The organism is Methylophaga marina (assembly GCF_030296755.1).
Taxonomy (GTDB): Bacteria; Pseudomonadota; Gammaproteobacteria; order Nitrosococcales; family Methylophagaceae; genus Methylophaga; species Methylophaga marina.
This window is the reverse complement of the sequence record NZ_AP027741.1, coordinates 3,005,616-3,020,894: the sequence shown is the minus strand read 5'-3', so window position 1 is coordinate 3,020,894 and position 15,279 is coordinate 3,005,616. Positions and strand designations below refer to the sequence as shown.

Genomic DNA, 15,279 nt, shown 5'->3' with positions numbered 1-15,279 from the left:
ACGATTTGTTAACGGTATTTAGTTATTTATCACACTCTGTTTTTCGTCTGTGACACCCTCACAACAATAAGGATAGTCGAGACATGCATTGGCGAGCGATACTGAGGTTATTTGGCATATTGTTGATGTTTTACAGTCTGAACTTTGTGCCTTCCATTCTTGTTTCGCTTTTTTATCAGGATGGCGAACTGGATGTCTTTTTACTTTCTATGCTATCCGTGATTGCAATCGGTACGCTTCTTTGGAGAGCAAACGCTCAGGAACGTCAAGAGCTATCGGTGCGTGATGGTTTCCTGGTGGTCACCTTATTTTGGATTCTACTGGGGCTGGTTGGCGCATTGCCTTTTCTTTTTGGATTACATCTGGATGTGACGGATGCCGTGTTTGAGTCCATCTCTGGTTTTACCACAACAGGCGCTACAGTGATTACCGGCCTGGATCAATTACCCCCATCTATTTTGTATCACAGACAACAAATTCAGTGGCTGGGTGGGATGGGGATCATCGTTTTAGCCGTTGCCATCATGCCATTATTGGGTGTGGGGGGCATGCAGCTCTACCGGGCAGAAACATCGGGTGTCGCTAAAGATGAAAAGCTGACTCCGAGAATTGCTGAAACAGCGCGCTCCTTATGGATTATCTACCTTATCCTGACGGCCTTGTGTGGTGTTGCTTATTATTTTGCCGGTATGACTTTATTCGATGCCGTGGGTCATGCTTTTACGACTGTGGCGACAGGTGGCTTTTCGACACATGACGACAGTCTGGGCTTTTATAACAGCCCGTTAATCGAATTCATCACCATTATATTTATGTTGGCAGGCGGCATTAACTTTGCTGTCCACTTTATTGTTTTTAGAAAGAAATTGCTTTCACCCTATGTAAAAGATGCTGAAGTCAGAACCTATGGTTTAGTGTTTTTATTGGCTAGTCTGTTTGTTGCTTTCAGCCTTTATCTTTCTCATGCTTATGGCACGGTATTAGAATCACTACGCTATGCGGCATTTCAGGTTGCTTCCGTGCTGACCAGTACCGGTTTTGGGACGGCTACTTTTGCCAGTTGGCCATTGCATATCCCTCTTATCATGGTGATTTTGTCATTCACTGGTGGTTGTGCAGGTTCAACAGCAGGGGGTGTCAAAGTCATGCGAGTTATGCTGCTTGCCAAGTTGGGCTTACGACAATTATTTCATTTAGCACATCCCCGAGCTGTGGTTGTGGTTAAACAAGGTGAGAGGGCAGTCTCCGAAGAGGTATTGTATTCAGTCTGGGGTTTCTATGTGCTTTATGTGGTTGTCTCATTATTTCTGACAGTAGCGATGATGGCAGCCGGTTTAGATCTTGAAAGTGCATTTGGTGCTGTGGTCGCTACCATTAATCTACTGGGGCCAGGTCTAGGTGAGGTGGCGGTTAATTTTGTCAGCGTGAATGATGTAGTGAAATGGTTAGGTGTGTTTGGCATGTTAGCCGGAAGATTAGAAATATTCACACTATTAATATTGTTGATTCCCGCTTATTGGCGTCATTGATAGCTGTTGAGGAAATCCGATGAAAATTATCATTTTAGGGGCAGGTCAGGTAGGTGGTTCGACTGCTGAGAGTTTGGTCAACGAGGGAAATGATGTCACCGTCGTCGACACAGACAGTTACTTACTGGAACGCATTCAGGATCGATTAGATATTCGTGCTGTGAATGGTCATGCATCCTCGCCAGAGACGTTGATCGCGGCGGGTATTGAGGATGCCGATATGCTGATTGCGGTGACACAAAATGATGAAGTCAATATGGTCGCGTGTCAGGTTGCCAATGCCTTATTCAAAACACCTAAAAAGCTGGCAAGAATAAGAGCTTCGGATTATGTTGAGTATCCCGCCTTATTCTCACCTGACGCCTTTGCAACCGATGTCATTATAAGTCCAGAACAACTGGTTACGGCTTACATACAACGACTAATTGAACAGCCTGAAGTGTTACAGGTTGTTGAGTTTTTTGATGGCATGGCCCAACTTGTGGCGGTGGAAGTCAGTGAACAAAGCCCCATGGCTGGCAAGCCTATCAGTAAATTACTCGACATCCTTCCCGATATCAAAATGCGTGTCGCGGCGATATTCAGAGATAATCAAGCCATTCAAGCAACAGGCAGAGAGGCTTTGCAACCCGGTGATGAAATTTTCTTTTTAGCACTCACTCAGCATATTTCGAAACTGGTCAAAGTATTTCGTCATGCCTATAAAACTTATGAACGCATACTCATTGCCGGCGGCGGTAATATAGGGCGTCAACTGGCCAAGCGTATAGAGACTAACCATAAGGTCAAAATTATTGAAATGGACCCAAAACGTGCTCGCTTTATTGCCGAGGGCTTGAAGAAGTCCGTTGTTCTACATGGCGATGCGGGTGACGCTAACCTATTGCAGGAAGAGAATATCAGCAAAACAGATGTGTTTTGTGCTGTGACGAATGATGATGAAGTGAATATTCTTTCCGCGATGCTTGCCAAGCGAATGGGCGCAAGAAAAGTGATCTCAATAATTGGTAAAGCCAGCCATGTGGAACTGGTCAGGGGCACCAGCATTGATTTAGCTATTTCGCCGGCTCAGATCACGATAGGCAGTTTGTTAACGCATATTCGTAAAGGGGATGTCGTGACCGTCCATTCACTTCGACAAGGGGCGGCTGAAGCCATCGAGGTGATAGCACATGGTGACTTGACCACATCGAAAGTCGTTGGCCGTCATATTGAGCAAATAAAATTGCCAGCAAGCGCCTCTGTTGCGGCGATTTTAAGAAATGAGCACGTTTTATTTTCAGATAAATCACTTGTGATTGAGCCTGACGATCATCTGATTATTTTTATCTCCAATCAACGCGACATTATGGCTGTGGAGAAGCTGTTTCAAGTCGATTTCAACTATCTGATGTGAGCAATTATTTTTTTATACCGATTAATTCACAGTTTTCGTTGTTTAGGAGTAATTCCTAATAAAGCGAGCCCATTCATACGGTAGACTCTTCTGAAAACTCAGGATTGCTAAGCGCGATGCAAAGCAATGCTGACGTCTGAATGACTCTGAACAAATTTTATATTGGGCTATCAAACTGTATGGATTTAGTGTGATACGAATACAGTATTCATAATCCATATCAATCATTTAAATGTGTTTTGTTATTCTCATTTTAGAAGTTTGAGAAGCTATGGATATTTAGGTTTTTACTATTATTTGCAATTAATAAAAAATCTGTTTTTAATAGTTTAGCTCGATTAAACAGTCGGCCATCATTTTAGCTTTTGTTAATAACGATACTAATAAAAATGAGGAAAAGGATGCCATTAGGTTCAGAGTCTGGTTCATATATCTCAGCCAGAATTAGTGAGTATAAAATGCCCCCACTGAGAGATATGCTAGTGATGGGGAAGGATGCACCGATCGGCTGCATTGCCATGAAAAGGGCGTTAGATCTTCTGGTAAAAACACCCTACGAACATATTGAAGTAGATGATGAAGTGATAGGCGATATTCTCATTCGTCAGTCATTGTTAAGAAGAATCAGTAAGGAGCAGCTGATGGATTTTGTGTTAACCCATACGAAATCCCTATTAGGTTCAGACGAGGTTCTCCATATGGAGCTTGATATTGATGTGCACCTATCAAGAGTAAAATGAATACGTTATTTGTCAGGGATTGTGTACAGACTGATTTGGTTCAGTATGTACTGGATGAAGAACGACCTCGGAAAATTGATAAAAACACGATTTTTGCTGTTTTTAATGACAATCCCAAAGACGGCAAGTTTTGTGGTTTAGTCACATTACAAGAAGTCTCGAAACACCCTAACTGGATATTTGCCGATCTCTGTAAGTCCAGTTCTTCTATTTTTGTCACCCCTGAAACACCCATAGAGCAAAGTCTGGCCATGCTGGATATCAATGGGCAAGAATTATTGCCCGTACTCGATAAGGATCGATTCGCCGGGGTTATCACACGTACAGCGATTTTTGAACGTATTGTCAGTCGTAAACAACATCTTCTCACGGAGTCCCATACTTCATTAGAACAGATCGAACAGGAGCATCAACAACTCCTTTCCTGGTCCAAACGCTTGGAAGAGCTGCATGATCGTTCTCGAGATTTATTAGCTTGCCTGGCAAGGATTTCTACAGAGCCAGAAGTAAAATACCAAGGCATCAACGCGTTAGCAAAAATCGTGCAATGTCATTCGGCATCCGTTCAACTTGTTGATAACCACTATTCCATCACGGATACCGTCGGTATCGGTTTCACAGAACAACAGTTATCAGTACTCCACCAATGTCTAACACTACACAAAAACTCACTGCCTAATACACCTGAGTTACTCAATGATTTATGCCCAGAGTGCAAAGAAAGATCGCATAATCTGTCTCCTGTATTACTAGTACCCATACGACGTGATGCACATACTTTTGGATATATTCTGCTAAGCGAAAAATTGTCAGGTCAGCAATTTGATAAAAATGATGAACTGTTTGCTTTAAGTTTTGCTCACACTCTGTCGCTTGCGTTGGATAACGCACAAAAACTGAAACAGGTAGAAAAAGTCAGACATGACTTGGATTATTTAGCCCATTTTGATGCCTTAACCGGCTTACCTAATCGTGCATTACTCACAGATAGACTCCAGCAGGCAGTTAAGCTTGCAGCGCAAAAAAAGGTGTCACAAGCATTACTGTTTATCGATCTCGATGATTTTAAACGCGTTAATGATTCACTCGGTCATATGGTGGGTGATGCACTTCTCGCTGAGGTGGCGAAACGACTTCCTGAGAGTCTCAGTAAAAACGATACTTTGACACGTTTTGCTGGTGATGAATTTGTTGTATTGATGACCTATATCAACGAACCTGTTGATGCAGCTAATATTGCTGAAAAAATCATCAGTAGCTTTCACCAGCCGTTTGTAATCGATGAGCATGAAGTCTTTGTTTCTATCAGTATTGGCATCGCTTTCTTCAATGAAGGGATAGACAGCGTCGACCAAGCCTTGTCCGACGCGGATAATGCCTTACGCCATGCAAAGGCATTGGGTAAAAACCAGTATCATTTTTTCAGTGATGAAATGAATAATTCAGTACAAAATCATTTTGAGCTGGAAAACCGACTTCGACGTGCGATTGCTGACAATGAATTGCAGTTATATTATCAGCCCAAGATTGATATTGTGAATGGCGACACAGTGGGGTTTGAAGCATTACTGCGCTGGCATAATGCTGAGCATGGCGACATTTCACCTTCCATTTTTATTCCTATTGCTGAAAAAAGTGGTCTTATTGTTTCGATTGGCGAGTGGGTCATTGACCAAGCTTGTAAACAAGCTAAACAATGGCTGGATGCCGGTTTTCCCGCACATATATCAGTTAACCTTTCCGCGAGGCAGTTTTTACATACTGGCAAACCAAACAAACTTTTCGAGTTAATTGAATCAAGTTTGAATCGATATCAGCTCCCAGCGGAATACCTTGAAGTCGAAATCACAGAAAACCTGATGATGCATCATCTGAATGAAAGTTTTGCCATATTAGAAAAACTCAAAAATATTGGTGTAAAAATATTCATCGATGACTTCGGAACGGGGTACTCATCACTAAGCTACATCAAAAAATTTCCGATACATGCTTTAAAAATAGATAAATCCTTTATTGACGATTTGGTCAATGATGAGAACGATGCCGCCATAGTGACAGCCATCATTGCCATGGCTAAACAATTAAAGCTGGAAGTCGTCGTAGAAGGGGTAGAAACAGAAGAACAACTTGCCTTTTTTAGAGATAACGACTATGCGGTGACTGTGCAGGGCTACTATTTTTGTGCGCCGCTTCCTGCTAAGGAAATCCGTTATATCTACCAATAACTGAATCCAGCGACTCCTTCCTTTCTTTGTTAATGTCTTGATACCTGATTCAACGTATGATGTTTGTTCATATTTCTACTAGCAGGAGTCCTTATGATTGTTACATTTAAAACAAAAGCTTATGCTGATATCACCCTGTTTGGTGATGTGGCTGTTCATTTATTAAAACTGATGGGACATAGTGGAACTGTTCCAGGTGCTATCCAGGCAGAAGACGTTAATGACTATAAACAACGTCTGGAGCAAGCAGTAAATAGAGCCAAAGCAAATGATGAAGGCAATACTGATAATGAGGACGAAGATAATCCTCCAGTGTCTATATCAAAACGTGCTCTGCCATTAATTGAATTATTCGACGCAGCTGCAAAAGCTGATGCAGACATCATGTGGGAATGATGTTCAGCCCCAATTTTGCGCAAATAGACTTGTTATTCTTGTCTAAAACGTCCTGATTGTAGGTATATATAAAAATAATAATCCATACAAACACTTGTTTTGTATGTTTTTATTGCATACAAAATAAGTGAGGCATAGCATTTACTCCAAATTGTACGGTTAGCGTCAATGGAGAAAGCTATGTCTACCTGGTCAGCAAGAATAGATTCAAATGCTCGCGTTAAATACATCGGTATTGTTGATGCGATAGAAACAGACATCAAAAACCGTATTCTCAAACCGGGTGACAGATTACCCGCACAACGTCAAATGGCTGATGCACTCTCTGTCGATCTCACTACGGTAACAAGAGCCATTAATGAAGCAGCCAGAAGGGGATTAGTTGAAACCCAAAGAGGCAATGGCTGTTTTATTGCTCAAACCACTTTTTCTCATTACAACTCATCACAGCTTATTGAAGGCAAAACGCTGGATTTAAGCATGAACAACCCGCCTATACCTAATGAGCTGAATCTCGAGAAGAGCATTGCCGAAGCCATCAGCGAACTTAGTCTGTCAGGTATTTCTGCCTCACACCACCTGTGTTACCAGGAAACAGCTGGCCATCCGGATGACCGGCTTGCCGGCCAGCAATGGTTGTCACCGAAACTGACAGGGCTCAATAGCGATCAACTTCTGATTTCTAGCGGTGCTCACAGTGCTTTGTTTTGTTTATTAAGCTATCTCAAACGCAAAGGAGCAAAAACGATAGCCGCTCCTGAGTTTTCTTATCCAGGATTGAGAGCGATGGCAGATCAGTTGCAACTGGACGTCATCGGTATCAGCATGGATGAGCAGGGGATCATTCCAGAACAGTTTCAACTGCAATGCGTAAAACAATCAATCGATGTTTTATATGTTATTCCAAATATTGATAATCCCACCACGGCGACCTTGTCTGTAAAGCGAAGAGAGTCTTTAGCAGCGTTAGCAGATCAGTTCAACGTCACCATTATCGAAGACGATCCTTACTATCATTTTCTCGATGAGAAATTGCCGTCGCTATATAACCTTGCCAGACATCGTACTTGGCATGTTGCCACGATCTCTAAATGCCTTAGCCCATCGTTACGTGTTGCTTATATTGCATCACCGAATATTAATGATGCATTAGGCCTCACCGAAGAAATGCGAATCAGTCATTTAATGGCACCACCACTGATGACTGCCGTTGTCTCGCATTGGATAACACACCACAAAATCAATGAGATTACCCAGGCGATTAAGGTTGAAAATATCATAAGGCAATCATTAGCCAAGTCAATTTTCCAGCAAAGCGATGTATGGTCACATCCTGCTTCACCACACCTGTGGCTAAAGTTGCCTCATGGCTACAAAGCATTAGATTTTGCTGAACAAGCGAGCCGAATTGGCGTTTCTATTGTGCCTTCAACAGCATTTGTCATGTCTCGGAGCCATAGTCAGGCCGTACGCATTTCGCTTGGTGCCAGTAGTGATTTTGAGTCATTAAAACAAGGGTTAACCTTATTGTCGGATTTGTACCGGCCAGGCTTAATTCATTCAAAAACCATCGTATAACTATAAAAAACACCTCGTTTTCAGCATTTAGCCACAGAGGAGATCCTGTGATGAGCAAACTATCAGAAGTACCTATTAAAGTTGAAGTTTATGATGCCTTATCCGACTGGGAGGTACATACAGGACAAGGTGAGAATGTCGTTGCCAGGCGCATGAAAGGACGGTTTCGCACCTTAAAAAACTTTGGCATGTCGGTGTGGTTGATTTACTTTTTGGGGCCTTATCTACGTTGGGATGGTCATCAAGCTGTATTGCTGGACATTCCTGAGCAGCAATTTCATTTATTTGCTTTGACCCTATATCCACAAGATATATGGGTGTTGTCGCTAACACTGCTGTTCTTTGCCATATTGTTAGCGGCGGCAACCAGCATTGCAGGACGAGTCTTTTGTGGCTATTTTTGTTTCCAAACAGTCTGGACAGATATATTTACTTTTATTGAAGGACAGTTTGAAGGCAAAACACCACAAAAACAGCGTAAGTTTAACACTGAGCCCTGGACTGCATCTAAAGCCTTCAGAAAAGTCGGTAAGCACGGTGTTTGGTTAGCAATTGCCATACTGACAGGTATTACGTTTTCAGCCTGGTTTACAGATGCCTATCAATTGTGGGGTGATATCTTCTCTCTTCAAGCGCCCACACCAGTCTGGGTGGCAATGGGTATCTTTACCTTTTTCACATATTGGTTCGCGGGGTTTATGCGTGAACAAGTGTGTTTTTGGTTGTGTCCCTATGCGCGTTTACAGGGTGTGATGTATGACCAGGAAACTGTATTACCTGCTTATGATGCAGTACGTGGGGAACCCAGGGGTAAGTTATCCCGTTCAGGTACACAAGATGCCAATAAAGGCTCATGTATCGACTGTAAACTCTGCGTGGCAGTGTGTCCGACGGGTATCGATATTCGTAAAGGTCAGCAAGAGGGCTGTATCACCTGTGGTTTATGTATCGATGCTTGTGACAGCATTATGGACAAAATCAATGAGCCCAGAGGCCTGATTCGTTACGCATCTCATAAAGAACTACATCAAGGTAAAGCTGAAGTTAGCCTATGGAAACGTCCGCGAGTGATTGTTTACAGTTTGATTATGGCTTTTTCAATTATGGGTGTGGGTTATGGCTTTACCCACTTTGAACCCACCGAGTTTAATGTGGTGCATGAGAGAAGACCGTTATATATCCAAATGAGTAACGGTGATATTCAAAATAAATACACCTTAAAGCTACTAAATAAAACAGATCAGCCACTCGTTGTGAACTATCACATTGAGGGTTTGCCATCAGCCAGTGTAGATGGTTTAGAACAGGGCATTACGATACAGCCAGGTAAAATCGTCCCTGTAACAGCCTTAGTCAGATTACCTTCTGAAACAACGGAATCAGGATTACATGCATTCCATTTCATCGCTACAAGTGTGGGAAGTTCTGCTATCAGTAATCGTTACAAAGCGGTATTTATAGCACCATAGCGCTGACGACCTGATCGTATCTTCATACGCTGGAAAGCGCTGCTTTCCAGCGTATGTATTTTACCTATGAGCATGTGACTTATGTATGGCTAGTGCTAAGATGCCGACTTCATATTTTGATTGACAGTACTCAACATGACACATCATGACAGCGCCATACAGTTTCAACGAATAAAAGTCATTACAGCGGGTATCTGTGCAGTCATTCTAGCGGTGGGCATAGCACGATTTTCATATACACCGTTTCTTCCTTTAATGCTGAACCAGACAGACTTATCGCTGGTGAATAGTGGCTGGCTGGCGACATTTAACTATATTGGTTACTTGTTGGGTGTGGTTCTAGTCTCGTTTACAAATAACCTTGTGTTTAAGTTTCGTTTTTATCAGTGGTGTTTAGTGATTGCGGTGTTATCCACTATAGCCATGGGTATGACAACAGAATTGTATCGCTGGGTAATATTACGATTTATTGCAGGTATCAGTGGTACGGCGGGGGTCATATTGTCATCGGGATTTGTGCTCAGTTGGCTTAAACACCATCAATTTAAGCCAGAACTAGGGCTGCATTTTATGGGATTGGGACTTGGCATTGCTATACCTGGATCAGCCGTGGTGTTAATGAATCATTTTTTGCCATGGGATAGCCAATGGATTGTGATGGGGCTGTTTGGCATACTCTTTTTTATTCCTGCCTGGTTCTGGATACCTCAGCCACAGCTGACGCAACATAAAACGAGCCAGCCACTTATAGAGCCTCCCGTAGCTGGATGATAAAGCTAATCCTGGCTTATGCCTGTGCCGGAGTGGGGTACGTTGTGAGTGCCACGTTTATTGTCGCGATACTAGAAGAAATGCCACAACTGAGCGGTAAGGGTGACTGGATATGGGTGATTCTTGGTCTTGCTGCTGCACCAGCCTGTTTCTTATGGGATAAAGTGGCGAATAAGTTTGGAGAGTTAAACACTTTATTGCTGACCTATGCCTTACAGATGGTCGCTGTCATTATGCCGGTATTGTCTGATTCGCTGATCACTAATTTGATAGCAGCGGCCATATTTGGTGGTACATTCACTGGAATTGTGAGCCTGATGTTGACCTTTATTGGTCATAAATTCCCATTGAATCCAGCTAAAGCTATGGCCCGACTCACTATTTGTTATGGTACTGCACAGATCATTGCACCAGCAGCAGCCGGATATCTTGCCAGTTACTATGGTAATTATCACGTAGCATTGTGGGCAACGGCGTTAGTCATGTTGGTTGGCATGGGATTCCTGATAGCGGTAAAACAAGACAAGTTTACTCGTGCCTAGTCCGTTAGCAGTATCAAAGCAAGCCTGATTTTCCGGCTCTGATTATGTGTGTTAATTCATATTAATAACAAACACATATTGTGACTTTGGCAAACTTTAACTACACTCAGGCATTCGCGATGGAAAGCACTCACAAAAGTACATTCAATTTTTTACTATAAATTTATGTCGTCCACTTGTGAGTGCTTTCCACCCTTTATGCTTACCCACAAACTTATTCAAAAACTAAGCTAACAACACTTTAAGCTTTAGACGACCATTGATTGGAGCTGAATATCTTTACTCGGTGGTTGGCCAAAAAAACGACTGTATTCCCGGCTAAATTGTGACACACTCAAATAACACGGGTTCTAATCGGGGGATAGCGACAATGAAAATAGAGAGCGACACATTTCAAGTTCATGCGGGACATAAGGTGAACTTGAAAAAATGGCCTACTGACATTAATGCTATCTATGACTCTAAAAAAGACTACAAAAAACAATTAAAATCACATGTGACGCAGTTAAGTGAATTACAACGGCGACTTTATGCCTCCAACCGTTATTCCGTATTAATCATCTTTCAAGCGATGGACTCAGCCGGTAAAGATGGCACCATTCGTCATATTATGTCAGGTATTAATCCCCAGGGCTGCCAGGTTTTCAGCTTTAAGCATCCCAGCTATTCAGAGCTGCAACATGATTTTTTATGGCGCACTAACCAATGTTTACCTGAACGTGGTCGTATCGGCATATTTAACCGTTCCTATTATGAAGAGGTATTAGTAGTTCGCGTCCATCCTGAGATCCTGCATAGTCAAAATCTGCCCGATAAATTGCTGAAAGATGAGGCGATATGGCAACAGCGCTACAACTCCATTAATGATTTGGAAAATCATTTATTCCAAAACGGCACGCGGGTAATTAAGTTTTTCTTGCACTTGTCTAAAGAGGAACAGCGTAAGCGTTTTATTGCACGGATCGACAAGCCAGAAAAAATTGGAAGTTCACCTCAGCCGATATGAATGAACGAGGCTATTGGGATGAGTATATGACGGCTTATGAAAAATGTTTAACTGAGACCAGTAGTGAGAAAGCGCCTTGGTATGTGATTCCGGCAGACGATAAAAAAAATGCGCGGTTAATTACCTCTCAGATCATTCTTGATACATTTGAATCATTAAAAATGGAATATCCGCAAGTCAGTAATGAACACCGCGCTGAGTTGCAAGCCTGTAAAAAACAATTGTTAAAAGAGAAATAAGACCAGTACCTGTTTTTAACCCAGTTATTCGGAAATGACACTAAAGAAGCTGCTAAGACAGAGAGTAGGCATGATAGGCCATTCAAAACCTATCATGCTAAAAGTATCTCTTTATTCAGTCGCTATGTACCAATTACACCGCCATCATTTTTAGTGATTAGCACAGTTGTTGAGCGTGGGCGTGTTTGTCCATCAGAAGCAGGGTAGCTTATGCCCGGATGCTGAATATTCACCCACATGGCTTTGTAATCAGGGCTCCAGGTAATCCCGGTCAATTCACAACCTCTCGGACCAACCAAAAAGCGTTTGATTTCTTGTGTTTGTGGATTAGCACATAAGACTTGGTTACAGCCCATATTAGCCATCACCGGATCGTCATCATCGTAGTCCGTCATAATCCATAAGCGTCCATCACGATCAAAACCCAAGCCATCAGGCGATGAAAAAATATCCCCTTGAATATTGCCGACTAAATGATCGGGAACCTTATTGCCATTGACGTCTGTAGAACCCGGTTTTTCACCAGCCAATACAAATAATGACCAGTTAAATGTGGTTGCTGCCGGATCAGCATGATCTTCCATGATTTTAATAATTTGGCCATGACGGTTATCGGGACGAGGGTTAGCCGCATTGACCTCAAATGCTTTACCTCGTTTATAGTTATTGGTTAAGGAGATATAAACATCCAGATTGTGTGGGTTCACTGTTGCCCACTCAGGTCTGTCCATTGGCGTTGCACCTAACATATCAGCTGCTGCACGGGCATTAACCAGCACTTCGGCCTGACTGGGGAAGCCATTTTCAGCGGTTAATCCTTCATTGCCATGAATTAATGGTAACCAACGTCCTGTGCCATCATCATTAAACCGACCGACATAGAGTGTGCCTTCATCCAGTATGTCGCGATTCTTGTGCATATCTGCTTTATCAAAACGTTGTGAAGGCACAAATTTATACACGTATTCACCACGGGTATCATCGCCAGAATAGAAGGCCAGTTGGCCATTGTCAGCCATAGCTGGTGCGACACATTCGCGGCAGAAGCGACCAAATGCCGTGCGTTTTACAGGTTTACTCTGTGGATCAAAGGGATCAATTTCCACCACCCAGCCAAAACGATTAGGTTCATTCACATAGCCTTGATGGGGTAAAGCGTCATTTGGCGTAGCATCGAAACGCGCATCAATCGTGCTCCAGCCATAATAATTGTCTTCTTTACCTGTTGAGATGCCATAACGTTTATGTGAAACACGTGACTGATAATCCTTTTTGTCATGATTTACAAAATAGTTATGCCAGTTTTCTTCACATGCCAGATAAGTACCCCAAGGCGTGAAGCCGTTCGAACAATTATTTAAAGTGCCAATAATTTCCATCGCACTTGGATCAGAAGCCGTTTTAAATAAGGCATGACCTGCTAAAGGGCCGCTGACCTTCATTGGCGTTAATGCTGATATACGACGGTTATATAGAGAAGGGTAGACGCGTTGCCATTCACCGAGACTATCTTTTTTGACTTCAATAACACTGACGCCATGCGCAGCTTGTTCTTTTTTGACATCATCAAGCAAGCGCTTGCCTTGGTCATCATAGTTCAGTCCGTTTTGGTGAAGTGTTGGGTTAATGTATTCATGGTTGATGACCATCAATCCACGATTATTATCGTTGGGGAAGGCAAAAAAATGCATACCATCGTGATTGTCACCCGCCTGCTTTAGCTGTTCCTGCCAGGTATTACTGGCATCGGCTTTCCATTTTGTCGCGCCCGATTCAACAGGATCGCCCCAAGAAAAGAAAGCCTTGGCCTGATAACCCTCTGCTACCACGACCTGATCGAATAAGGCATCGGTGCGTGGCTGAATGGCTTGAAAACCAATATAAGGCACGGGAGGGTGAGCATGATCACCGGCGAAGGCTAGACGACTGGAAAGGTTTAGCCCTAAAAAACCTAAAGCAGCCGCATTTAAACTGCCTTTTAATACATCACGTCGTGACATCGCGATTGAATTCAGGCTTTTCTCTTCAGTGTGATTAATAACCTCATCATCGTATGACGCCAGACGTTGATGAAAATCAGATGATGTTGGGTGTGTCATATGCGTTTATATTCCATTAGTGAATACGGTATTCAAAAGTATTACGGACATCAGGCACTTTTACGGCCTTGCCATTGACCATTCGTGGCGTATATCGAAAAGTCTTAGCGGCGGCTAATGATGGCCGTTTGAATAAGGGATGGCAATCATTCATCACCTCAGGCGATTCAACCTGTCCTTGAGTGTTAACGGTATAACGAACCGTGCAATCACCTTCCAACCCTTTTCGTAAAGCGCCTCTTGGATAATCGGGTGCCTGTTTTTCTATCGGTTTATAGTGTTCTACAGAAACTGTGTCAGTTTCTACCTTATTCGTACTTATTTGTGTTTTTTGAGGTGAATTCGTACTTTTATTGGTGGCGACCACGGGTTTGTTCGTCGGAGGCTTTATCGACTTTTCTTGAGTCAGCGGTTTGCTCACCGGTTTCTCAGGCTTTTTCTCAATGGGTTTTATGACCTTCTCAACCTTCTTTTGCACTGGCTTTTTCGGCATAACTTTCTTTACCGGTTTTTCAACACGTTTGAATGCAAGATCATTTTCTACCACCGCTTTTTTAACGGGGGCTCTGGCTTAATAACAGGCTCAGGCTCAATAGGCGGTGGCGTCTTTTCAATCACTTTTTCTTCAATGACCTTTTTCTGTTTCGGCAGTTCAAACATTTGAATATTGACTGTTTTTACCGCTGGCGCCATCTGGGCTGCAGGCGTCCATGAGTGAAGCAATAAAGCGGCTATGGCTAAATGAAACACCGCCACTTCCACTAAAGCAGATTTGTTGAGTTTGGCCGCAGAAAATGGTTCACTCAAGTAATCGTGTTGACGTATTACTAATTCAGGCATCTGGTGACTCCGTAATCAGACCCACATCAGCAATGCCCACTTTTTGTAACGCAGCGATGGCTTTTACAACTGAAGCATAGTCTGTGCTTTTATCACCACGGATAAAAAACAATAACGCCTCGTGTTGTTGTTTGATTTGTTCTATTTTCTCGACCATGTCATCTAAGCTGACAGCCTGATCTGAGCGGGATTGAATATCGACTTCAGGACCGACATTCCAGTAGTAACTCCCATCAGACACGACGGATAAGGTCAGAATCGTCTTTTGACTGTCTGTAGGTAGTGCTTCAGATGCGATTTTAGGTAACTCCAGTTTGACACCCTGTACCAAAAGGGGAGCCGTCACCATAAAAATGACCAATAACACAAGCATCACGTCGATATAAGGCACCACATTCATTTCTGCCTTTAAGGCTTGTTTAGCAACTGGTTTTCTTAGCATGACAACC

The 15,279-nt window shown here is 42.8% G+C and carries 13 protein-coding genes and 1 pseudogene; 10 read left to right on the top strand and 4 right to left on the bottom strand.

Annotated features, from left to right (window positions below; all coding sequences use genetic code 11):
• Window positions 1-83: 83 nt before the first annotated feature.
• The 10 genes and pseudogenes from QUE24_RS15290 (at window position 84) to QUE24_RS15245 (ending at window position 11,891) form a co-directional block, all read left to right on the top strand.
• Window positions 84-1,529 carry a TrkH family potassium uptake protein gene (locus QUE24_RS15290; RefSeq protein WP_286304647.1) on the top strand — a complete coding sequence of 482 codons (1,446 nt, stop codon included), beginning with the start codon at window positions 84-86 and terminating at the stop codon, window positions 1,527-1,529.
• 19 nt (window positions 1,530-1,548) lie between these two features.
• Window positions 1,549-2,925 (top strand): Trk system potassium transporter TrkA, encoded by a 1,377-nt coding sequence (gene trkA / locus QUE24_RS15285; protein ID WP_286304646.1) that lies wholly within the window; start codon window positions 1,549-1,551, stop codon window positions 2,923-2,925.
• A gap of 401 nt (window positions 2,926-3,326) precedes the next feature.
• On the top strand, window positions 3,327-3,665 hold the full coding sequence (locus tag QUE24_RS15280) for a hypothetical protein (protein ID WP_286304645.1): 339 nt from the start codon (window positions 3,327-3,329) through the stop codon (window positions 3,663-3,665).
• Entirely contained in the window at window positions 3,662-5,890 is a 2,229-nt protein-coding gene (locus QUE24_RS15275) for an EAL domain-containing protein (protein WP_286304644.1), read from the top strand. The genes QUE24_RS15280 and QUE24_RS15275 overlap by 4 nt, the downstream gene beginning before the upstream one ends.
• A gap of 93 nt (window positions 5,891-5,983) precedes the next feature.
• Window positions 5,984-6,286 carry a DUF1840 domain-containing protein gene (locus QUE24_RS15270; RefSeq protein WP_286304643.1) on the top strand — a complete coding sequence of 101 codons (303 nt, stop codon included), beginning with the start codon at window positions 5,984-5,986 and terminating at the stop codon, window positions 6,284-6,286.
• A 180-nt stretch (window positions 6,287-6,466) separates the two neighbouring features.
• Window positions 6,467-7,864, top strand: coding sequence for an aminotransferase-like domain-containing protein (locus QUE24_RS15265; RefSeq protein ID WP_286304642.1), 1,398 nt, complete (start codon window positions 6,467-6,469; stop codon window positions 7,862-7,864).
• Between the two features lie 50 nt (window positions 7,865-7,914).
• Window positions 7,915-9,333, top strand: a complete 1,419-nt coding sequence (ccoG, locus tag QUE24_RS15260) for a cytochrome c oxidase accessory protein CcoG (protein ID WP_286304641.1) — start codon at window positions 7,915-7,917, stop codon at window positions 9,331-9,333.
• A 135-nt stretch (window positions 9,334-9,468) separates the two neighbouring features.
• Window positions 9,469-10,104, top strand: a complete 636-nt coding sequence (locus tag QUE24_RS15255; RefSeq protein WP_286304640.1) for a YbfB/YjiJ family MFS transporter — start codon at window positions 9,469-9,471, stop codon at window positions 10,102-10,104.
• Window positions 10,101-10,646 (top strand): YbfB/YjiJ family MFS transporter, encoded by a 546-nt coding sequence (locus tag QUE24_RS15250; protein ID WP_286304639.1) that lies wholly within the window; start codon window positions 10,101-10,103, stop codon window positions 10,644-10,646. The genes QUE24_RS15255 and QUE24_RS15250 overlap by 4 nt, the downstream gene beginning before the upstream one ends.
• Window positions 10,647-11,016: 370 nt before the next feature.
• A pseudogene (locus QUE24_RS15245) lies at window positions 11,017-11,891 on the top strand (ADP-polyphosphate phosphotransferase).
• A gap of 122 nt (window positions 11,892-12,013) precedes the next feature.
• Here the strand turns inward: QUE24_RS15245 and QUE24_RS15235 are convergent.
• The 4 genes from QUE24_RS15235 to tolR are packed head-to-tail and all read right to left on the bottom strand — an operon-like array spanning window position 12,014 to window position 15,272.
• Complete coding sequence (locus QUE24_RS15235) at window positions 12,014-13,990, bottom strand: PhoX family protein (RefSeq protein WP_286304636.1); 1,977 nt, start codon at window positions 13,988-13,990, stop codon at window positions 12,014-12,016.
• 16 nt (window positions 13,991-14,006) lie between these two features.
• Window positions 14,007-14,483, bottom strand: a complete 477-nt coding sequence (locus QUE24_RS15230) for an energy transducer TonB (protein WP_286304635.1) — start codon at window positions 14,481-14,483, stop codon at window positions 14,007-14,009.
• Between the two features lie 47 nt (window positions 14,484-14,530).
• On the bottom strand, window positions 14,531-14,830 hold the full coding sequence (locus tag QUE24_RS15225) for a hypothetical protein (protein WP_286304634.1): 300 nt from the start codon (window positions 14,828-14,830) through the stop codon (window positions 14,531-14,533).
• Entirely contained in the window at window positions 14,823-15,272 is a 450-nt protein-coding gene (tolR, locus tag QUE24_RS15220; RefSeq protein WP_286304633.1) for a protein TolR, read from the bottom strand. The genes QUE24_RS15225 and tolR overlap by 8 nt, the downstream gene beginning before the upstream one ends.
• Window positions 15,273-15,279 lie beyond the last annotated feature (7 nt).